Annotated in this window: 12 protein-coding genes; all 12 read left to right on the forward strand. The window is 45.4% G+C overall.

What is annotated here, in order from left to right:
- Positions 1 to 318 precede the first annotated feature (318 nt).
- The 12 genes from M2133_RS06140 to M2133_RS06195 all read left to right on the forward strand — a co-directional run bounded on the left by M2133_RS06140 (position 319) and on the right by M2133_RS06195 (position 22,106).
- The gene (locus M2133_RS06140) at positions 319 to 1,647 is read left to right on the forward strand and encodes a VapE domain-containing protein (RefSeq protein WP_277465142.1); all 1,329 of its coding nucleotides are present in this window, start codon (positions 319 to 321) and stop codon (positions 1,645 to 1,647) included.
- Between the two features lie 438 nt (positions 1,648 to 2,085).
- A complete protein-coding gene (locus M2133_RS06145) occupies positions 2,086 to 3,657 on the forward strand; it encodes a hypothetical protein (RefSeq protein WP_277465143.1) in 1,572 nt (523 codons plus the stop codon).
- A gap of 55 nt (positions 3,658 to 3,712) precedes the next feature.
- The gene (locus M2133_RS06150; RefSeq protein WP_277465144.1) at positions 3,713 to 6,709 is read left to right on the forward strand and encodes a fimbrial protein; all 2,997 of its coding nucleotides are present in this window, start codon (positions 3,713 to 3,715) and stop codon (positions 6,707 to 6,709) included.
- A 448-nt stretch (positions 6,710 to 7,157) separates the two neighbouring features.
- Entirely contained in the window at positions 7,158 to 9,362 is a 2,205-nt protein-coding gene (locus tag M2133_RS06155; protein WP_277465145.1) for a hypothetical protein, read from the forward strand.
- Positions 9,363 to 9,405: 43 nt separating this feature from the next.
- Positions 9,406 to 11,616: a hypothetical protein gene (locus M2133_RS06160; protein WP_277465146.1), complete on the forward strand. Its 2,211-nt coding sequence runs from the start codon at positions 9,406 to 9,408 to the stop codon at positions 11,614 to 11,616.
- Between the two features lie 1,198 nt (positions 11,617 to 12,814).
- Entirely contained in the window at positions 12,815 to 14,026 is a 1,212-nt protein-coding gene (locus M2133_RS06165; RefSeq protein ID WP_277465148.1) for a hypothetical protein, read from the forward strand.
- Positions 14,027 to 14,062: 36 nt separating this feature from the next.
- Positions 14,063 to 17,077 (forward strand): fimbrial protein, encoded by a 3,015-nt coding sequence (locus M2133_RS06170; protein ID WP_277465149.1) that lies wholly within the window; start codon positions 14,063 to 14,065, stop codon positions 17,075 to 17,077.
- Positions 17,078 to 17,407: 330 nt separating this feature from the next.
- On the forward strand, positions 17,408 to 17,974 hold the full coding sequence (locus tag M2133_RS06175; protein ID WP_277465150.1) for a DUF3575 domain-containing protein: 567 nt from the start codon (positions 17,408 to 17,410) through the stop codon (positions 17,972 to 17,974).
- An 8-nt stretch (positions 17,975 to 17,982) separates the two neighbouring features.
- On the forward strand, positions 17,983 to 19,458 hold the full coding sequence (locus M2133_RS06180; RefSeq protein WP_277465151.1) for a DUF3868 domain-containing protein: 1,476 nt from the start codon (positions 17,983 to 17,985) through the stop codon (positions 19,456 to 19,458).
- Positions 19,459 to 19,531: 73 nt separating this feature from the next.
- A complete protein-coding gene (locus M2133_RS06185) occupies positions 19,532 to 19,873 on the forward strand; it encodes a hypothetical protein (RefSeq protein WP_277465152.1) in 342 nt (113 codons plus the stop codon).
- A gap of 347 nt (positions 19,874 to 20,220) precedes the next feature.
- Complete coding sequence (locus M2133_RS06190; protein ID WP_277465154.1) at positions 20,221 to 21,078, forward strand: hypothetical protein; 858 nt, start codon at positions 20,221 to 20,223, stop codon at positions 21,076 to 21,078.
- A 2-nt stretch (positions 21,079 to 21,080) separates the two neighbouring features.
- Entirely contained in the window at positions 21,081 to 22,106 is a 1,026-nt protein-coding gene (locus M2133_RS06195; protein ID WP_277465155.1) for a fimbrillin family protein, read from the forward strand.
- The last annotated feature ends 62 nt before the right edge of the window (positions 22,107 to 22,168 follow it).

Genomic DNA, 22,168 nt, shown 5'->3' on the forward strand with positions numbered 1-22,168 from the left:
GGAACAGTTGTTTCACACCTGTGGAACACCAGTTCCACACCTGTGGAATAGTTGTTTCACAGCTGTGAAATCATTCCATGAATACACAAATATAGTATTAATCTTCCACAAATGCAACAAAATGGGGCGTAAAAACGCTTCATTGTTTTAGTGATAAAAAATTTGTAACATGATGTATATCAGTGTTATATTTGTATTATGAAACCTCGGGGTTTGTCTGCCTTTGTGAAAACTTTGTGGTTTGTAATCCGAGGTTTGATGAACCGGGAGGTTTCACAAGGTAAAAAGGGCATTTTATTCACTAAAATTATATTGGAAATGAAAACGTTAAATTCTTTCTTTAAAAGCTGGTGGTCGCGTGTCTTACGTAGTGTACATCGCCAAGCGGTAACCAAACCGGCAGTAAACGCTTTTGCGTATGTTTCTCAACCGCGTTGTCCGAAAAGCCGGGTGGCGGATACGCTGCTTACGGAATTGGAAGAGTGGTTGTTGTCGCATTATCAATTTCGCTTTAACCTGTTGACGGAAGCCACCGAGTTCAGGAGGAATGAGGCGGTTGATGCGGCATTTTCCCCGGTAGACAATCGGCGGATGAACGGTTTTTGTATCGATGCGCGCAAGGCGGGCATTAATTGTTGGGACCGGGATATCAACCGCTTTATCCATTCGTGTTATATCCCGGTGTATCATCCGTTTCGTGATTTTATGGCGAATCTACCCTTATGGGACGGGACAGACCGGATGGCGGCATTGGCCGGCAGGGTTTCGGACTGGCCGTTGTGGGTCGATGGTTTTCATCGTTGGATGCTGGGTATGGTGGCGCAATGGATGGAGTTCGACAGCCAGTATGGGAATAGTATAGCTCCGGTGCTTGTCAGTCGCTGCCAGGGGTTGCATAAGTCGACCTTTTGCAAGATGTTGCTTCCCGCGTGTTTGCAAAATTACTATACGGATAGTTTTGATCTGGCAGCCCTTTCTTCGGCGGAGCAGAAGCTGGTTTTTTTCGGGCTGATCAATCTGGATGAGTTGGATAAGTTTACGCCCCGTAAGATGGCTTTGTTGAAGAATGTGATGCAGATGGCGGCTTTGAATATCCGCAAGGCGTATAAGAAGAGCTTCTCGGCACTGCCCCGTATGGCTTCGTTTATTGCCACGTCGAACCAGAAGGAGTTATTGACCGATCCGACCGGTAGCCGTCGTTTCTTTTGTATGGAGGTCGACCGGCAGATCGACTGTACGCCTCCTGACTATGTGCAGCTCTATGCGCAGTTGAGGTCCGAATTGTTGTCCGGTGAACGCTATTGGTTTACCCCCGAAGAAGAGGCGGCGATAAGGGAGCACAACCGTTCTTTCCAGAAGCGGCTGATCGAAGAGGATGTCTTTTTCCGTTGTTTTCGCCCAGCCACGCCCGAAGAGGAAACCTGTTTATTCTTAACGGCTGCAGAGATCTTCCAACAGTTGAAAAAGCATAATCCGGCGGCGATGTTGCAATCTTCTCCGGTGCATTTCGGTCGTTTCCTGACTACGCTGGGGATCGAAAAGGTGAATAAGACCCGCAACACGTTTTATAAGGTTGTGGCGATCGATTCGCCGGCTATGGAAGATGGAAGTAAAAATAGCAAACTTTCTGTAGGGGATGATTTTTGAGAGGAATGCAACGCTTGGGGTTGTTAAAAAAATCTAAAACAGCGAAAGGGCTTCTTCCCGGAGGAAGTGCCGGGATCTCCCTTTTTTAGCGGGATCTGGACTATATGCTTTGATAATCATGCCTTATCTGTATTTTTTTATGAAGAAAAAAAAGGGTTTCCCGGACGAACATTTTCCTGAAAGTTTTGGTTTGGCTTATAGATAGAGCGATAAAATGATGAGTTGTACTGCGATCTCCGGCAGGGAAAAAGGTAAATGTAAGAATAACGGGGGTATTTGTTTCATAAATGCTGCATGTTATTTTTACCCATTGAAGTTGAAGGCTTTGCCGACGATGTAATTAACAAATTAGCCCTATGTTTGTCATGGAAAAAGAGATAATCAATGAAATATTAACCGGAGTTAAACAGCTCTCACAAAAAAAATAAAAGCAAAGATATGAAACTGAAAAGCGTATTAATTTTAACCGTATTATTGGGGTTGATGTTTTCCTGTATAGCGGAAGACCCGATGGAGGATCCCAATCCTCCTGTGGGAGGGAAATCCCAAATTGACCTAACCCTTTCGATGGGGGATCTGATTACGAAAGCCGGTGTTCCGGCCGATAATTATACGTATGCTACTCCTGCAGAGATTACAGTAAACGATTGTGTGATTGCTATCTTTGATGCCGAGGGCAAGAAGGTGTTTTATAAAGAAGCCTCTTCCGGTGATCTGACGACAACCGATCACAATAGTGATGATAGTATGGCACCAGCCGGCAAAAAGGTACTGACATATCATGTAGATGTGGAAGTCCCCTGGGGTAAGGATATGACTGTGGTCGTGATTGCTAATTCAGCGCAGGACTATAGTAGTTATACCGACCTTGCTGGTTTCAAGAAAGCGATTGAGACCACCACGGCATTTACTAATCCGACATTCGATCCGACTAAGCTCGTAAAAGTGGGTATCCTGGAAACGGATATTACGACTGATATGACCGCGATTGAGGTGCCTATGGTGCAATTGGCTGCGCGGGTGGATCTGAATCTGGCGATTACGGCTACGGATGGGCTGGATGTAGAAGGTGGACAGACAGAGGTTTCTTATGAATTGGCTGGCTTTATAAACGAAATGTCGGAAGCGGCTAAAGCTGGTAATTTTATGAATAATAGCGGATTGACGTTCAAGGGGTATCCGATTGATGTCTTACAGAATGAGAATAAGCAATATCTGGCAAATAATGGTTATAAGGCACGTTATCAGAATCATAACCCTGTAAGCTATGATGTAAACAAAGGTAATGTTAAACTTTCCTTTAGGGAAGATGCTGAAGATCAATGGCTTGTGCAAAAAATCAACAGCCGGACAATCCAATGGGGGTTAGACTTGAAATCGATCACCATTGATAATATTATGTTGAAATCGGATGTGCTCCTGGACAAATGGGGAACACTTCTTTTCTCCAATACCCAGCTGCCTATTGAAGAAAATATGGAAAGTTTAACCTGGACGAACCCGGCTGTAGGGCAAGAAGGACATATTGATACTTTTGCCGGAACTCATTTCATTCTGACATTTTATACGTATGAAAAAGAGTTTGATAAAGAACCTTTGACGGTTAAAGTCAATGCCGATGTGATCAGAACTACTGTCTCTTCGGTTGAAAGATATCGCGGAATGTATGGTGCCTGGTATGATACGAAAAGTAAGAAATTGGTGAATGGATCTGGTGGAACAAATGTTGTGTTTGTTATTCTTGAGGGTAGCGAGTTTGGTTCCCTTGGCGCTGATCAGGAAATAATCGAAACCGAAGGGACGGCTTATTCGAAGCAATTCGCCTTTATTATCAATCCGCAGACCGGTCAACCCAATTATACCAGTAATACCGACGGTGTGATCCACGGTAATTTATACTCTGTCGCTGCAACGGTTAAGAGTGTGAATATCGATGTGGAGGTGGATCTGGAATATGCCGTAAATACATGGAAAGATGGTGGAACAGTAAATCTTCCTTCTTTCAATTAATCGTTTATTAAACAGAAGAGATAGAGTCTGATTTTCAAATCATAAATTATAAGTTATGAAACAGTTAAGCAAAAATATATTACTCCTTTTGATTGGAGGCTTCATCTTCAGCGCATGTGCGGATGAAGTGGATAATGTGGGAGGAAACGACCAGCATGTTGTAGACGGTATTCCGGTAGAGGCATCTCTTTACTATAAGAGTGATAAGTCTACTGTCATCACACGGGCAAACAGTGAAACGGGGAGTGCGGTGAAAGATCTCTATGTTGTTTTATTTAATACCGATCAAGCCGGTTCGTATGCGGGGAGTCAATATTTTACAGGTGAGGAAGAGTTGCTCCCTTCGTTAGCCGATAATGACGGGCGTGTAAAGATGAAAACGACTTCCGGGAAGAAAAAAGTGTATGCAGTAGCCAATGTGCGGTCTGCCAATTTTTCATCCTCAGAGGAGACTGAGGATTTGTATTCGCGGATAAAAGCATTCTGTGATGAAACGGATGCCAGCAAAAAGACATTGGCCAAATGGTTGGAAATATCAGCGATGATGACCGATGAATTTACCTATTGGCCCGATGATTTATTCCTGATGAGTGGGAAGTATGCAGCAGAGCCCTCTCTCGGACTTAATGCCGGTGAGTGTATATTCAATATAGATGGAACGGTTAGTGATGGCGTGATTGAACTGGACAGAGCGGTTGCTTCCATCACGTTCAATATCAGTGGGGAAGGATTTACCCCTGAATCATGGCAAGTGATGCAACTCCCTCGTGGGGTACAGCTTTTTAGTGATAACGGGACTACAGGTGTGCCTGAGGATAATACTTTTGATTATCCGAATGCAAATACCTCATTTAAACAGAATTCTTTCACTTTTTATATGTTGGAGAATCAAAATGATCCGGTTACAGATTACCCTGCCGATGCACAGGAACAAGCCAAATGGCGGGAGAAAAAAGAGGTGGCTCCTGCAACAAGTACCTATCTCAAATTAAAAGGATCCTATTCAGGAAAAGCGACTTATCCGTTTGATGGAAAGGAGGAGCAGAAAGATGCCAGTGCTTCGGTTACTTATTATATCCATTTAGGGTATGTCCCGGATGCAGGTAGCTTTAGCATCAAACGCAACCATAAGTATATCTATAATGTAGTCGTTAACGGAGTTGAAGATATCATTGTAGAAGCGACGACCGATGAGGATAATCCGCGTTCGGATGGGGAAGTTGTCTTTGCGGAAAAGGATTATATCGAATTGGATGCGCATTATGGCCGTGTTTTTCTGACTTTCCAGAGTGGAGAGGAACTGGGAGCTTATGAATTTGTGTCTAAGGTAAAGACCGTATCGACAAACTGGATTGAAAAGTCGGTTAATATCGCCAATCCGATCGATATCAATTGGGTTTATTTTGTCGATGAAGCGGATGTGCTTGCGTTGGAGGGTAATAAGAAAAACCCGAATTTCAAGAACCTGGAAGCAGAGGATAATCCCCAGATCATGACGATTAATGAGTTGGCCAATGAGTTCAAGAAAGATAAAGGAGAGGGTGTAGAAGGCAGGTATTATAAACAAGGAGCCCGAGTGTATGCTTATATAAGTGAAAACTATTATGATGATTATTCTTTGTCTTCTTTTGTCAGTTATAGTCCGTCGGGGGCAATGGATAAAGCCCGTACCATGTCGATCGCTATCCGGCAGGCAACGGAGGATGGAAAAACCTCTGTTGTTTCAACGGCACGTTATGTGCTCAGACAGAAACCGATTGTTACTTTTTATAATGTGCCGTCCGTTACTAATCCCTGGGGGGTAGAGTGGGTGAATGAAAATTTACCGTCGGATTATAATAGTTTGGGAGACAATGTAGGTGAAGGAGGAAAAGCCAGTGCCGGTTTAGAATATGGTTTGAAGAAAGATCTTCGGGAAAGTAGTGAAATGAAGTATGGCTTGACGGCGATGAAACATGAACTGACCCAATCCGGCCTAATGGCTGATGAGGCTGCCTGGTTTAATAAAGATATTATCGGAACAAAAGTGGAAAAAACAGGAGGATATAAAGATTGGGACTTGTATTATGCCAAAGCTTATGCTGCCTGTATGAGCCGTAACCGGGATGAAGATGGTGATGGAGAAATTGATAACGATGAGATCAAATGGTATTTACCGGCGATCGACCAATACCAACATCTATGGATTGGGATGAATGCCTTGCCGAATGCCGCAAAATTGTATCCCCAGGAATTTCAACAAAGGATATGGGACTTTTATCATTATGCCAGCTCGGGCGGACATGTCTATTGGGCGGAAGAAGGTAATGCGGTTAGCTTTAATCTTGGTGAATATAGTGGCCCTACGTTAGGTTATGGTAAGTTTCATGTGCGTTGTGCTCGAAATCTGAAATCTGATACCTACGATGATATTGCAAAAAAAGATTTGACAAAAATATCTTTGGGCAAATATAATGGTTCGGGACATGACTTGGGTTCTTATGTCACCCTAAATGTTGGAGAAACATTGACCAATGAGTCTCTCCGCAGTGGTTATATGATAAATGGCATGCATGGCATGCACAATGAATATGATGAAGCCAATAGGATCTATAGCGGAGTGATTGATGTGGCGACTTTAACGATAACTCCGAGGGTTAACATCGTTAATGGTAATTTCCCAAGTACCCATTTCTGGACAGATGGTGACGGTTATGGTGGCGGATTGAATTGGGCAGATATGGCTACTATCTTTAGACCTGTCTCTCACGAAGGAAAAGGACGGAATCCGTGTGAAGAGTATTATGGTAGTGGTACCGGCTGGCGTCCGGCCAATCAAAATGAGATCATTCTGATTACCTCTATATTGGGCGCGGATGATGATAGCAATACCGGGTTTAAGAAAGCAATTCAAGCACAGACCTATTATTCTTTCTGGGATATCGAAAATGACAAGGCAGCGGTTAAGAATCCACATAGTGGAGAACGTCGAGGATTTGGATATGGCGGTGAGTATATGACATTATCACCCGGCAAGTGGCATCTGCGCTGCGTGAGAGATGCAAGGAAATAAAATAGTAATATCAAACAAAAGAGGCCGATCCCGATGGGGTCGGCCTTTTCTTTTATGGCCCTGTGCCGGCGGTTGGAATCCGTATTTGCCGTGTGAGCGGCGGCGGGATGAAGTGGGGCGATAGGGTATGGTTTGTTAAGTATCGCCGCTTTGCAACGCATACCCCTTGAAATTGAAACTTTCACCTATCTATTCGAATGGGGAATCCATCTATGTTTGTAGCGAAATAATTAGACAAAAAGAAAAGGATAGAACTTAACAAGTGGTGTGAACCGTGCGCCAAGAAATACGATTTCTTCCTAAATGTTAAATTCAACTTTTCACTAATTTATAAATGAACATTTTGGCTTTGTATCGGTTTAGTCATTGTGCACGGTAAGATGTGCGCTGTTAACCGTACAACAGTTAAAAATCATAGTTGTAGGAATAATAGAAAAGTCAATTGTGTATGAAACTAAAAAACGCATTTCTGGCATTAACCGTTATAGGATTACTCTTCTCCTGTACGAATGAAGTGGTTCTGGAAGGACCTGACGGATCAAAAGCTATCGATGGTTGTGTGGCTACCACGGCTGAGCTTACCCTGAATATGGGTAAGGTGGTGACTAAAGCCGAAGACGGATATATCGCCGCTACGGCGGAAGAGTTGTCTGTCTCTAAAGGATATGTGGCTGTCTTTGCCCTTGAAATAGAAGACGGTGAGACGGTGGTCAAAGAGATGCTGGGTGAACCGCAATACTTTGAAACAAAAGCTGCAGATCTGACAACCACCGATAAAAATGAGCTGAAGATCGCTTATACAGTCCCCGGCATTCCGGTGACTACCGGAATACGTTGCCGTATCCTGGTGATTGCGAATACAACGTTAGATCTGAGTGAGTTAAAGACTTATAACGATTTTTTCAGCAAGGTGGAAGCTTATGAAGCAGCTACAGATTTTGCTGATGATAATCTGGTGAAAGTAGGGTATAGCGATGCGACTCTCACGCTGAAGAACCGGTCAGTAGAGGTCGCCATGACCCAATTGGCGGCTAAAGTGAATATCAAGATCCAGATGGGAAAGGATTGGCCGGCGGCTGAGACTGACGGATCAAACTATACCTGGACCTTTGAACCGACTTCCGGATTTACCGTTAGCAATATCAATACAGAGACCGACCTGATGCTGGTTGATGAAAAGGTCAATAGCCAGCTGGTAGAGCGCTCACTGCCCGAGTCTTCTAAAGGTGAAGATGAAGAATGGAGCAATTCCTTTACTTTCTATACCTATGAAAAAGTGGGCCAGACGGGGGCGAAAGACCTGGAAGTCCGTGTGAAGGGGAAAATTCATCAATATAAAGGCGGTGTACTTATCTACTCGCAAGAGGTAAAAGAATACGGTTTGACTTTGAATGCGAACACGGTATCCAACTGGGATGGATTCCGCCATGGTAATTATTATGATGTAGTGGCAAAGGTATCCCCCAGCACGATGCAGATCGAGTATGAACTGACGGTTTTAGATTGGGGAACCGGAGGAGATATAAAGATCGAACCTTATTATTTATATGTTGATAAATTGAGCCTGTTGATGGCATGCACGGAAGATCATTCCGTGGGTTATACCACATTCCCTTCGCTGACGGGTGCGTTCGAGATTTTATCTATTTCGGAATTAGTGCCCAACCCTGCTACCGGAGAAGTGAGCGAGGAACCGATCAGCGAAGAAAGTCTGGCAGACTTAAAGGATAAAATCCTGATCAGTGCAACCGATGACAATGGTTCGGGAACGATTGATATTTTTTCTCCACTGCCGACAAACTATGTGGGACGCAAATTTGTGTTTGTGGTGGAAAATGAAAAAGGATTAACTCAGCAGGTTGAGGTGTACCAGTATCCCGCATTTTATATTTCTTCTTATACTACAGGATCGAATGTAGCCGGAACGGATGGACAGACCAATCATTCGATGTATATCTTTAACTCGCTGGTTTCTACGTTTGAAAGCCTTCCGGAAGACTATACCGGGCTGAAGTTTAATGATTATTATACCACGAATGGTGGGGGGAATAAAAATATTGATAAAGAGAATTATACCGAAAATAATATAAATCGACCCGCTTATAAGAATGGGCATACGACTGCGGAAGATTTTCAACGGATTGCCAATATGAAGCTGAATTATCTGCGTACAGAAGCCGTATCCGGTTATCCCCAGGTAATGGCTGGCGATAAGACCGTTAACTCGGAAGAGAACAATCGGCGGGTATCTCCTAAATTTATGCTTGCCTCGCAGGCGGGTATTACCGGTCGGGCGAGCTATTCCGCTCAACAAGACCGTTGTGCGAATTATTCAGAGAAAGATGAACAGGGCAATAATTATACCGACTGGCGGATGCCGACTCTGGCCGAATTGCATTTGATTGATGTCTTGCAGAATATTGATGGGGCCAGAGTTACCGGAATCCTTGAAGGACCTTATTATTATAGTGCTTATTGCGCCTGGGGCGAAGCCTGGAAATATGCCAACGAGGGAAATAAACGGGATACGGATAACGGTTTCACAACAAGTGAAGGGATCGGTGGAGCGATGGCATTTATGGATAACCGTGTGCGTGACTTTACACGTGATGAAATGCGGGCACCGGTACGTTGTGTCCGGGATATGAAATAAGCCAAAGAAGAAGTAGAATAGTTTAATTATAAATTGACGAGAGATGAAAAAAATAATATATCTGCTTTCCGTATTATTCTTAACGTTTACCGCTTGCCAGGAAGAGACTTTGTTGGAAGTCCCGGGTGGGGAGGATACAGGAACGCTCAAAGAAGAAAGTTTGACCGTGAATTTCGGGTTGGATATTCCGACATTCTCAGTAGCAACAAAAGCGGGTGATGTAAATGTTTTTGGTGATGCAGGTGTTCCTGTTAATTCACTGGATGTTTTCACTTTTGATGCTGAGGGGAAGTTCCTGGGCAATGTAAGGCTTCTTGGAGAAGGTAAATCAGCAAGTAAATATGACACTTTTGTGGAAAATGATAAAAGCGGAACTGTAGTGATCTCCACAAAGACGGCGATTATACATTTCCTGATCAATTATGAAGGCAGTCTCACCGGGTTCTCCGGGACGGAAACAACGATTATCCCTTCGTTGGAAACGACACAGTTTGGTTATTGGGGACGTGTGGAAGTCTCATTAAGCGATTTGAAAAATACGGTTCGGGCAACCTTGATCCGTAATTTTGCCTGGCTTACTTTCAAAGATGAAGCTACTGATTTTGGTATAGTCAATGCTCCTCAGAAAGCTACTTTGGCGACTTTCGGGGAAACTGATGAAGAAAAAAAGGACTTTACTCCGGTCAAAGGGGTTGTTACATTACCGGCCACACAGAGCTATTCCAATAAAGCCGCGCTTCAACAATCGTATTACATATTGGAAACACCTAACGCAATCAATACAGATGCAGGAACCCCTCTCTATGTTATTGTAAATCAGGGAAACAAATATTATAAAATACAATTGGTGAAATCAGCTTTTGAAGCCTGGGAGCTGGAGCGTAACTATAAGTACACCATCGATTTTGAGAATTTTGAGCTGGCAACCGGCGGATATGATTCTTTTGAAGGTGCGGCTGGTGGAGATATTGCAAACAATGTATTTGCTGAAATTATTAAAACCGCACCGGGCATTATGGATGCCGCGGAGAATCGTCTGGAAGTTGAAAAAATGGCTTTCCAGTACACTCGGGGAACTGAATTCCAAGTTGGCGCGAATTATTATGTAATGAATGAAGAACATAAATCGATAAAAGATAATTCGTATATCCAGGTCCGGATAAGAAAAGGAGCAGACGACGGTGTGGTTGAACTGCTTGGATATGACGCAGAAAACGGAAAAATCCTCGGGAAAGCACTAAAGGATGGGGTTACCTATATTCAGGTGTATGAGACACTGAAGAATGTTTTGTTGCGTGATATTGAAATCACGGTTTCCGATGGTTTTGTGTTTATAGACCCCTCACTTGTCAATGAAGGAGAAAATAAAGTTAAGCTTACGTTTACCATACCGGATATCGATCCTGCTTTTTTCCCGTTGAGAGTAAAGATACGGACAAAGAACCTGTCACCTTTGAACGCGAAGTTATATATGGAATATGATGAAGATGGGGAAGTGATTTATGTGTATGAAGCTACCGCTCCGGGAACATACGAAGTGCCTTTCTTTGGTTTGTCGGAAGCCGAAACAGTGCTCTTGATGCATGAAAATTTCCAGGAAGTGGAACTGGATTATATCCCTGAGATAATCAATGGAATCTTTTTGGATATACGGGATTTTAACTATTTCAGATTTACAAATAACGCCGGGGAGTTTCTTGGAGCGAGTACTGGAAATTTCGCGGAGGAAAATACCTTTAAGATCACGTATAATGACGGAAATGATGTAGCATATATTTCGTTCAATAATTACTTATCGGTCAATCCGCTAATTCTGCCGGATGATTATGCGGGCGATGTAAGGGTTTCAATTACTGCCTCTTCAAATCGTACCTATGAGGGAGTCTTTACTGTGGCTCAGTTGCAGGAGAAGGGCGTTAGTAAAATATTGTCTGAAGTCGTTAATCCGGAACTAAGCGAAACAATGATAGATATAACGCCTAAGGGAACTTTCAAATTATCGACAGGAAAGGTTGTTGTTCCTACGGGTGGAAAATTGTATGTAGCCTATAAAGGACTCTCTTATGAAGAGTATAAGGATCTTAGTTTCACAATAGAACAAGGTCAGCCGGTAGAAGGGGAAACTTTCAGCATGCCGGAAAATGTAGAAGAGTTCTATATCTGGTATAAATCAGGTAGCACCGTTCGGAGTATCAAATATACGACAGAGGAATTTGCCGAGATAGAAGAAGATACGGATAAGGTGTTGTTGTAATAAGCGAAACATTTTCCTGTGTATCGGAGGATGTCAAAATCCGCTGCGTACGAGATAAATAACCTGAGTGAACGAACTATATTTTTATGATTTAAGCCCGGAGTCTTTTGGCTCCGGGCTTTTTGGTTCTTGCCGGTTCATAGATTATCATTTAATCCGTATAATCCAGGTTCAGACAATCTTTAAGTTTCAACCCCAGCATTACTGCTCTTACTTTGTGTTCTTCGCGCACTTGGTGGTTAGGACAAGACATTGTGGGACTATTCATTTGTTGATAATTATCAACAAATATCTACTCCTTGTCTTTGCTGCCGCAATCCCCCTTTTTCAAACTACCGGTAGTTTGCGAACAAAATACCAGTAGTTGGCGAACAAACTACCGGTAGTTTGCGAACAAACTACTGGTCGTTTGCAAAGGGGGTATTAATGGTTTATTTTCAATGGTTTAGGAGTTGCATTGAAGAGAATGGGAAGATTTTCTTCGGTAGTTAGTAGTTGGTAGTTAGTAGTTAGTAGGCGCAAAGCGGTAGATAGAAGGAAATGTGAAGATTTTCCGGTGATAGCAGATGGACATTCTTGGCTGGGGTTGACTCAAAAGTATCAGATATACGAACTAAGTGTCCTCGCCTGACCAGGCGAGGACACAGAGATAGTATATCTTATACTTTTGGGTCAGCCCCAACCAAGATAGTTCATTTGGTATTCTTGTAAACGAATCGGTTTGGGGATACTGCCTGAATTTCCGACGGTTTGTTTTAGTTGTGTTTTGGTTATGCTTTTTTAACACTTCGGGAGGGGGTGGGTTTTTTCTCTGTAGAGAGAGAAATGCGGGGGGATTGTGTTTTTGTGGACTTTGAAAGTTGGCGGATGTGGATTTTTGAGCATCCTGAAAGGTAGATGTAGAGAGAGTTTTACCATGGTTGGCCCGTTTTTTTTACCCCCTCAATTTGAAATATATACCTATTGCGAGGTGGGGAATTTGCCGTAATTTTGTCCCGAAGAAAAAGACAAAAGAAAAAATTGGAAATGCCAAATGGTGTGTGCATAGTATCCCTGATATAAAAGGTGATAACCCGGTCGGCAGAAAAAAAAGACTGTAATTCTTATTTTCTTTCCAAAATTGGTAGGTGCTGCTTTTGTAGTGCGCAGAGGGCTTTTTGTCTCTAATTTATAAACGCTATAACTAAATGGATTTGGTATGAAACAAGGAAAAAACTTTGTTCTGTTAATCGTTTTTGTACTCTTTTTTTCGTGTACCCATGAGGCGCCGATCGATGGCGAAGGAGGCGGAGGATCCGCAAGTAATGAAACTACCGTAACGATTCAACTCCCACTGGAAGGGGTGCTGACGAAAGGTCCCGACTCGGTGAACGGCCTGTATGCTACGGCAGAGGAGCTGGAGATCCGTGATTGTGTGATTGCGATCTTTGATGGCAACAACATTCTGACCGGATATAAGCGGGTGAAGAAAGGGGATGCCGACCTGGTCGCTCCGGCAGGCGAGCAGTCCTCAAACGCTTATTCGATCAAGAACGTGCGAACGGTCACCGGTGATGATATGTTTATACTGGTGATTGCGAATTCGGAAAACGCGCGTATACTGAATACGGATGAACCCGGCCTTTTCCCGGCGAAGATCGGGGAGACTACGATTGAGGAATATACGATGTTTTATGAAACGACCGCGTCTTTCACGGATAACCACCTGGTTAAGGTCGGGTTCGATGCCGGATTCTCTATCCGAGGGGTAGAGGGCGAGGTGATTGCGGTGGAGCTGACCCAGCTTTCTGCCCGGATCGATTTCAATATCGTATTGAGTAGCGATTTGATTAGTAGCGGCTGGGGCTATGCGATCAACTGGCTGGAAAAGAATAATCAGCGTCATGTGTCCTATCTGCTTGATCCGAATGTCCTGACGCCTTATGAGGCAACCGCGAATACTAAGGTCAGGGAGACCTTTACTACGCTGAGTGAGCTGGTGAACTTTCTCGAATATGGACATACCTTTTATACCTACGAGAAGAAATGGTATTCGGCAGCAGAATTGGCCGGGAAAAATGATGCCATGTATGTCGATGTCAATCTGACTTTGTTCAAAAACGGCTACTCGCAGAATAAGACGTACCGCGTATTGATCAACCCGAAAGGCTTAGGTCCCAATAAGGATCGGCATGGTTTGTTGCATGGTAACCTCTACGAGGTAAAGGCCCGCTTGAATCCTGTGCCTGATCCTAACCCCGGTCCTGATCCTGAACCGGGTCCTGATCCTGAACCCGAACCCGGTCCTGGTCCTGGTCCCGGTCCTGGTCCTGGCCCTGACCCTGTTCCCATGGATTTTGTATTGGAATATGAGGTGGTCAGCTGGTGGGGTAACGGAGAGACTGAGGTCTTTATCCCGAATTTTAACTAAGAGTAGTCGTCAAATAAAAGAAAAAAACAAATCATTATGAATAGAATGAATAAGATAGTGGTGTTCCTCTTCGCCTGTTTGGCTTTTGTTTCCTGCATGGACGAAACGGGGATGGAGCAAACGAAGATAGAAGTAAAAGACGGTTTGCCGGTGACTGTTCAGTTGGACTTTCAGCCGAGCGAGGCTACGCGTATCACAAAGGCGGAGATGACCGAGGCGGAAGAGCATGCGTTTAAGGATCTCTATGTGTTTATTTTCAATGAGAACGGCACGTTGGATGCCAAGCAATATTTCACGGAAGACGAACTGATTGCTTTCGGGAAGCAGAACGGGCAGGGGCGTGTCAGTCTTCGGGCCACTTCGGGCACGAAGCGTGTGATGGCCATCGCGAATATACAGGCTTCGAACTTCGCTTTGTCTGCCGATAAAGACGAGGTGAATAATCCGAAAGACCTGAAACGGCGGATCGACCGATTCTTCGAGAACCCCTCGAATGGGCTGACGCAGTGGATGAATTTCTCGGCGGAGATGACCAAAGACGATACCTCCTGGGCCGGTGGGCATTTCCTGATGAGTGGGATGTATAATAAGGAGAGACCGGAAAACTTCGATGCGATGGGTACGGGCGTTTGTCTTTTCCACGCGGATGGAAAGGTGACGGATACGGCGGGTGCCGGAGGCGGAAAGATCTGGCTGGTGAAGACGGTTGCTTTTGTGAAGTTCGAGATTTCAACGGCCGACGACGTTTCTTTTGAATTGGAAGAATGGCAGATCCACCATGTGCCCCAGCAGGTGCATCTGTTTAAGAACAAAGGGGTATATACCGAACAGGTGTTTGAGCCCGGCAGCGATTTTATGGGTAGCTTTGCCAATAACTCGTTTGATTTTTATATGCTGGAGAGCCTGCGACCGACGGGTAGCGGCTTGGATGTGCAGAGCCGGGAAAAGGTGACCGACAACTCGACCTATATTGTGATCAAAGGGAAATATAAAGGTCCGGGCGAGAACCGGTTCCTCGAAGATAAGAGTGACTGGATGCAGACGGCTACCGGTACGGTAACCTATAAAATTCATCTGGGTTACGTGCCCGGTCCGAATGACTTCACGGTCAACCGCAACTATAAATATACCTATAAGGTAAAGATCACCGGGGTGAACGAGATCATCGTCGAAGCGTTTGAAGATAAAGACTCTCCGCGGTCGAGCGGCGATCTGATGTTTGCCGGGGGTGAACTGATCGAGGTCGACTGTCACTTCTCCCGCTTGTTGTTGAACTTCCCCGCCGGTAGCCAGCTGGTGAGTGATCATAAACCGGGTATTCCGATTCCCTGTGCGGTGAAGACGGCGAAGACCGGTTGGAAAACGGGTGATGTAGAAGTGTTCAAGGCCGATGGTTCCTTAAATCCGGCTGCGGATATCGACTGGGTGTATTTTGTCGAGAAGAGTATGGCGGATGCGTTATGGGCGAAGGGAGGAAAAGGCCCGGATTTCGAGGCTTATCGAGCGATGTCGGATGAAGATAAAGCCCAATCGTATATTATGACGATTTATGATCTGGCCATGGCCTTAAATGCGAATCAGACTTACTATAACACAGGAGTGGATGTCTATGCGTATGTTTTTGACAATTACTATGATACTAAGGATGTGGATCTGGCTGATTTTGTCAATTACGAGAGAAGGTCACTGTCGGATAAGAGCCGTACGATGAAGATTGCGTTGATGAGTACGGGCAGCGACAGCCGGGTCAGCTCGGCGCGGTATGTGATCAGCCAGAAACCGCTGGTTACCATCTTCGACCCGACTCATGGCGGCGGATGGGCGTTTGAATGTATCAATGAGAACCTGCCGCCGAAATACCATACGAGCACGGATTACAGCTACAAAGCCAATTACGCGGGGCTGTATTATAAAAAATCGGGAACGATCTGGGGACCCAATGACGACAACGGTTGGAGGAATACCTATTGGTATGATGCCGACAAAACACAGCAATCGGCAACCGATCCTTCTATTACGGGAGGTGATGTGTATGATGGCGCGGGAAAGAAAGTACCTTACGTACTGAACAGGGCGAATAATCTTTCTTTGGCTTATGCGGATCTGGCTTGTCTGAGCCGGAATGTCGACCTGAACGGTGATGGGAAAATCACGGGTGATGAGCGCATTTGGTATTTGCCGGGCATCGATCAGTATCAACATTACTGGGTCGGTTGGGATGCTATTCCGGCAGAAGTCACGTTGTATCCGGAAGAGTTCCGGAGTTATTTCACGACACACCCGGATAAGGTACGTGAAACCTTTAGCTTCTATTCTTCCGGAGGAAAACGTTTTCAGGCGGACGAGGGATCTGCGGTACGAGAGGATTCGGACCATAACCGGAGATACCGCTTGCATATCCGTTGCGCGCGTAATCTGGGAAGTATTGATGGGACCAACAAGGTTTCTATTGCCGAGACGGCTCCAAGCGGATCGAACGATAGCTTCCTGATTGAGGTGACAGGTTTGCCGGCTCGCTCTTTGCGGGGGAAAGTCGATGGGAAACAGGTTTCGCATGATGAATATTCCGGTTTGAACGCTTTGTATAATACACTGGAAGTGAAGCGCAAGCTGATTGGTCCGACATCCCCGGGTAATCTGCATGCACAATGGTCGACCACAGGAGCTGCTTTGCCTTATAGAGCGATCAATGAACATATCAATAAAGAAGGCAATAACCCTTGTGAGAAACTTTATGGAAGAGGCTGGCGTCCGGCCAATCAACGGGAACTGATTGCTATCCGCACGATCGGATCGAACGAGATCTACGTGCCGATAAACGCCGACCCGGAAAACGAATATGCCCAGACGATGTCTTCGATGTGGAATTTCTTTAATGCCTGGACGGCGAAAGCGGAAAAACGGGAGATTGGCGTGACCGTATCCAATACGGAAGAGGTCATTACCTCCGCCAAGCCGCGTTGGGGCTATGCTTATCGGGGTAAAGAATTGCATTTGCCTTATGATACACACAACTTCGATGTCCGAGTGCGTTGTGTACGTGATATATAAATACGTAAATGAGTTGTATTTTCTGATAAGCCCGGGGTTCTTTCGACTCCGGGCTTTCTTTTTCGCCCGAAAAAGGAGGGAAGCATTTCAAAATAAGGGTATTCCTCTCGTAGTCTTGTATTTCAAAGGCATTCCTTTCATAAATGTATGGGTAGAACTTTCACCTTGTTTATTGGAAGTTTTACCCTTACAAGATGAAACATTTGCCTATTGCACGGGTTTACTTCTTTGTCTATATTTGCCAACGAATAGAGACTGTATATGGGTATTGGGGAGTATCCTGGGAATAGTCGATGTAGAACAGTGTATAATATTTTAAACAAATAGTATATGAAAAAAGTACTTTTCCTTTTTGCTCTTCTGGCTCTGATGACGACCAATGCCTATGGCCAGAAGTTCGCGGTGAAGTCCAATTTGCTTTATGATGCGACAACTACCTTTAACTTAGGGATGGAAATCGGCTTGGCAAAGAAGTGGACACTGGATATTTCCGGAAACTACAACCCTTGGAAATTTGGTGATGAATGTACAGGTACCCGTACCAAACATTGGATGGTACAACCTGAGCTCCGTTTCTGGACCTGTGAAAAATTCAATGGGCATTTCTTTGGTCTTCATGGACATTATGCCGACTACAATGTGGGCGGTTTCAAATTCCTGAGTGATAACATGGAGAATAACCGCTACCAGGGCGACCTGTACGGAGCGGGGCTTTCGTATGGTTACCAATGGCTGCTGAGCAACCGCTGGAGTATGGAAGCGGTGATTGGTGCCGGTTGGGCGCATATGGAACATGACAAATATCCTTGTGCTTGCTGCGGAGATTTTGAGAGCAAGGACAGAGATTATTTCGGTGTGACAAAGGTGGCACTCTCTATTATTTACTTTTTTAAATGATCTGAGCCATGAAGAAGATATTGAATACTTATATTACAATCGTTTTGCTCGCATTCGTTTCACTGGGTGCGATGGCACAAAACTCATCGGTTAGTGTAATCTCTAATGACCTTCGGAAAAAAGGGAATACATTGAATATTGATGCGACAATTATTATTCCGGGAGATGTCGTTAAATCAAAAAACTATATCGAATTGACTCCGGTACTGGAAACAAGCAACCAGAAGATGGGCCTTCCTTCCGTTTTGGTGAACGGCAAGAACCGTCAGAAAGTGTACGACCGCCTGAGCGCGTTGAACAACCTGGACGAAGAAGCCCGTTTTGCTATCGTCAAAGCGGCAGAAGCGCCGGAACACCGGGTAGAATACAAAACAACCATTCCTTGGGAAGACTGGATGCGCGATGCGAAATTCGTATTGGCACCGGACCTCTGTGGTTGTGGCAATGAAACACCGGGCGACCCGATCCTGATCGCCGACCGTATCCTGCAGAAACCGGACAAACGCTACGAACCGGCTCCTACCTTTGCGTATGTCAATCCGGATGTAGAAACCCGTAAAGAACGTGCCGAAGTGGGTACGGCATTCCTGGATTTCCAGGTTGGACGTTACGCGATCCTGCCGAACTTCCGCAACAACGCCACCGAACTGGCAAAGATCAAGAGCACCATCGAAACGGTGATCAACGACGAATATATCACACCTGATGGTATTGAACTGAAAGGTTTCGCTTCTCCGGAAGGCTCTTACGCCAGCAATACGACATTGGCAAAGAACCGTACACAAGCGTTGCGCGATTATATCATCGGACAATACCGTCAGTATAAAGCCGACTTCTTCACCTTGAACTCCGAACCGGAAGACTGGGCAGGATTCAAAGCGAAAGTCGAAGCCGACCAGAATGTACCTTCACGCAGTGCTGTATTGGATATTATCAACAGCAGTGATGAGGCAGACGCCAAAGAACGCAAACTGCGTGCATTAGATGGCGGTGTTCCTTATAAATATGTATTGGCAGAACACTTCCCGGCATTGCGTCGCACGGAGTATAAGATCAATTATACCGTACGCGGATTCTCCGTGGAAGAAGGACGTGAGATTATCAAGACCCGTCCGCAGCACCTGAGCTTGAACGAGATGTTTGCCGTAGCAAATACGTATCAACCGGGTAGCCGTGAATACAATGAAGTCTTTGACGTGGCTGTACGCATGTTCCCATCGGATCCTGTGGCCAACCTGAACGCGGCGAATATCGCGATCAGCAAGAAAGACTACGCTGCTGCCAAACGTTATCTGGCAAGCGCCGGAAATTCACCGCAGGCGGCACACGCGAGAGGCGTATTGGCGCTGGTGGAAGGTAATTTGAATGAGGCGGAACAGCTGCTCAAACAAGCGCAAAACGGGGGTGTGCGCGAAGCAGCAGCTAACTTGGAAGAGTTAGCGAAGAAAAAAGCGGACAACGCTCTTTTCGCCAGCTTCGAATAACTAAATAAGAAAAGGGGGAAGATGCCGAGTGGGCATCTGATTATATAGTTATTGTATATAAAAATGTTTTAACATGGAACGTATTTCGAACATTGAAAATGTTTTGTTAAACGAGGTGGACAATCCAAACAATGTCTATCTGTATCTGGAGGGAGATGTATGGTGTGCTTATGAACGGTCAGCTTATTATTTGGCTGCGATTAAGTCCGTCAATTTGGAAAAAGAGGTGATCGGCGACGGCTACGATGTCGTTTTGCTCAAAGCCCGTTTCAAAGTAGATGAAATGAGTTTACCACTCTCTCCGGGAGTTTCTTTGAAATCAGTCGCAGATGACAAACTGCAATTCTCTATGAATAGAGGTGTAGAAGGATTTCCCGAGTGGAAAAGAAGACAATTAGAATCGTTATCTGCTTGAGGAAATTTGCTGGTATAGTAAACTAGCGAAATTGAGGGTGTATTTTTGGGAAGCCTGGACTCCAATCCGGGCTTCCCTTTTTGTTGTTAAATCGCTGGATTTGTTTTGTATTGTCAAATAAAAATCTTTTCTTTGTAGCCGGGATAAGTGTTGAAAATCAAGCGATATAGTTTTTTGATTCCCGGTTATGCCATGGGACCGTTTCCCTGTTTATGGAAATTACTCTGCTGAGTGTAAATGTAGGAACGTTTAGACAAGAAAAAGAGCGATTTTGTATAGTATAATTTGATTTGATGCGAAAGATAAACCGTTGTATTATTGGAGGATTACTCCTATCTATTATTTGTATGGCTTCGTGTTCGAAGAAAACGCCTTTACAGGATGAGCCGGAGGAAACGAAAGGTTTGCTCTATGTCCATCCGCAATGGGTTGACTTTGAATGGAATCACACGCTCTATACCCATCTCTATACAACAAAGTCCGCTCTTCTGGATCTCGAAACCGCTTCTACCGGATATGCCATTACTGCCGAATCAGGTGTTTACTCGCTGATCAGTCACAATACAAATATTTCAGGCGTTCAATTTACGGATCTGGATAACTTCTACCAGGCCAAAGCAACCGCTATCCGGATCGATCAGACCCGGACAGACGACAAAGCGCTTTATCCTTCGGGCAATGCCTATCGCCTGGCGGTGGAAGAGGTTACCGTCAAGGCCGGTGAAGAAAATCATATCTATCCGCATGTTTATCCATTGACACGAACGTTTGTCATCCGCTTTGTCGTGACCAATGGCGATACATTCAATCGGATAAAAGGTGCGCTCGAAGGAGTCTATTTCGCCGTTTATCTGGCTACCGGTCTGCCGGTGGGTGAGGAGACCGACTGGCATATCCCTTTCGAGACAGCAATCAACGATGACAATACGGCAACTGCCACGATCCATCTCTTGGGTCTGTACGATCCGGCGAACGGCTTGAACTACGAAAACATCCTGCCGGTCGTGCTCGAAGACGATGATGGCGATACCTATCCGACGGAGATCGACCTGAGCGAGGTATTGACCGATATACTCGACGATAACGGTGGGCAGATCCCTATCGATATACCGGTGGAGATCGAGGTGGCGTTGGAGCAGATCAACGGTAGCCTGGTGGCTGTTGTCAAACCCTGGGATGAAGGCAAAGGAGGAGGAGAGGTTTGACGATGAAAAATATACGAACGATACTCTACGTTTGCTGCCTGTGCACCTTGCTTGCCTGCTCGAAAGAAGAGCCGGCAACTGCGCCGGACTCTCCGGCGGAGATCACATTGGGGGTACGGGCAGATCAAACGCGGGCGGCGGTCAGCAACCTGGCCGACCTGGCGCGGATCGGCGACCGGATCGGGATCTATGGCATTACCGACTGGGCGAAGCCGGCGGTGATGCGCAATGTGCAGACCACTGCCGTCAGTAAACAGACAGGCGCGCTCCATTGGGAAGATACCTATTATTATCCTTACCACCAGGACGTACGTTTCTACTCCTATTATCCGTATGCCCCTTCCGGCACGACGGGCGATCATTATATGGAAGAACCGGCCGGTATTGCGCCGATCCTGCATTTCACCCTGACGGGCGAAGAAGACCTGATGTATGCCGATCCGGTCACCGGCTCGGGCGATACCCCTCCGGCAGCCTTGGTGTATAATCACTTATTGACCCAGTTCCATTTCGTTTTGATCGATGAAGGAGATTTCCGCGAAGCAACAATCGAACGGATCACCTTTACGCGCGCCAATACCTCGTCCACCCTGCATCTCGCAGATGGCACATTGGGGGATTGGTCGAACCCGCAAGATATGCTTTTCCCCACTTCCTATCCGGTGCAGATCACCGGAACAGCCGAACAGCCGCAAGCAATCTCCGGTAGCCTGATGTTGCAACCCGGCCTGAAGCAATGCCGGTTGGAGGTTGTGGTGTCCGGCAAAGGCACCTTCTCCGATATCACGATCACGCCCTGGAATGAACCGGCGTTTGTCGCCGGACGCTCGTACGAGATCACGTTGAAGTTCAATAAAAGAGACGATGGCGGTAAGCCCGGTGATGGCGATGGTGATGGCGATGGAGGTGACGATGGAGATGGAGGTGACGATGGCGATGGCGGTGAGATCGGCGTAGAGATAAAAGCCAGCGCCTGGGTAACGCCCTGGAAAGAAGGCGGGAACGGCTCGGGACAGATCGGAGAATAAAGAGTAAAAACCAGTATATAGAGAATAAAAAAGTAAAAACAAGTAATAATTAAAAATGGAAA

Source organism: Parabacteroides sp. PF5-6 (assembly GCF_029504695.1).
In the GTDB taxonomy this organism is placed as follows: domain Bacteria; phylum Bacteroidota; class Bacteroidia; order Bacteroidales; family Tannerellaceae; genus QVMG01.

Bases quoted from the DNA above. Each gene is read 5' to 3' on its own strand.
- M2133_RS06140 (WP_277465142.1), top strand. From the start codon at position 319: ATGAAAACGTTAAATTCTTTCTTTAAAAGCTGGTGGTCGCGTGTCTTA.
- M2133_RS06145 (WP_277465143.1), top strand. From the start codon at position 2,086: ATGAAACTGAAAAGCGTATTAATTTTAACCGTATTATTGGGGTTGATG.
- M2133_RS06150 (WP_277465144.1), top strand. From the start codon at position 3,713: ATGAAACAGTTAAGCAAAAATATATTACTCCTTTTGATTGGAGGCTTC.
- M2133_RS06155 (WP_277465145.1), top strand. From the start codon at position 7,158: ATGAAACTAAAAAACGCATTTCTGGCATTAACCGTTATAGGATTACTC.
- M2133_RS06160 (WP_277465146.1), top strand. From the start codon at position 9,406: ATGAAAAAAATAATATATCTGCTTTCCGTATTATTCTTAACGTTTACC.
- M2133_RS06165 (WP_277465148.1), top strand. From the start codon at position 12,815: ATGAAACAAGGAAAAAACTTTGTTCTGTTAATCGTTTTTGTACTCTTT.
- M2133_RS06170 (WP_277465149.1), top strand. From the start codon at position 14,063: ATGAATAGAATGAATAAGATAGTGGTGTTCCTCTTCGCCTGTTTGGCT.
- M2133_RS06175 (WP_277465150.1), top strand. From the start codon at position 17,408: ATGAAAAAAGTACTTTTCCTTTTTGCTCTTCTGGCTCTGATGACGACC.
- M2133_RS06180 (WP_277465151.1), top strand. From the start codon at position 17,983: ATGAAGAAGATATTGAATACTTATATTACAATCGTTTTGCTCGCATTC.
- M2133_RS06185 (WP_277465152.1), top strand. From the start codon at position 19,532: ATGGAACGTATTTCGAACATTGAAAATGTTTTGTTAAACGAGGTGGAC.
- M2133_RS06190 (WP_277465154.1), top strand. From the start codon at position 20,221: ATGGCTTCGTGTTCGAAGAAAACGCCTTTACAGGATGAGCCGGAGGAA.
- M2133_RS06195 (WP_277465155.1), top strand. From the start codon at position 21,081: ATGAAAAATATACGAACGATACTCTACGTTTGCTGCCTGTGCACCTTG.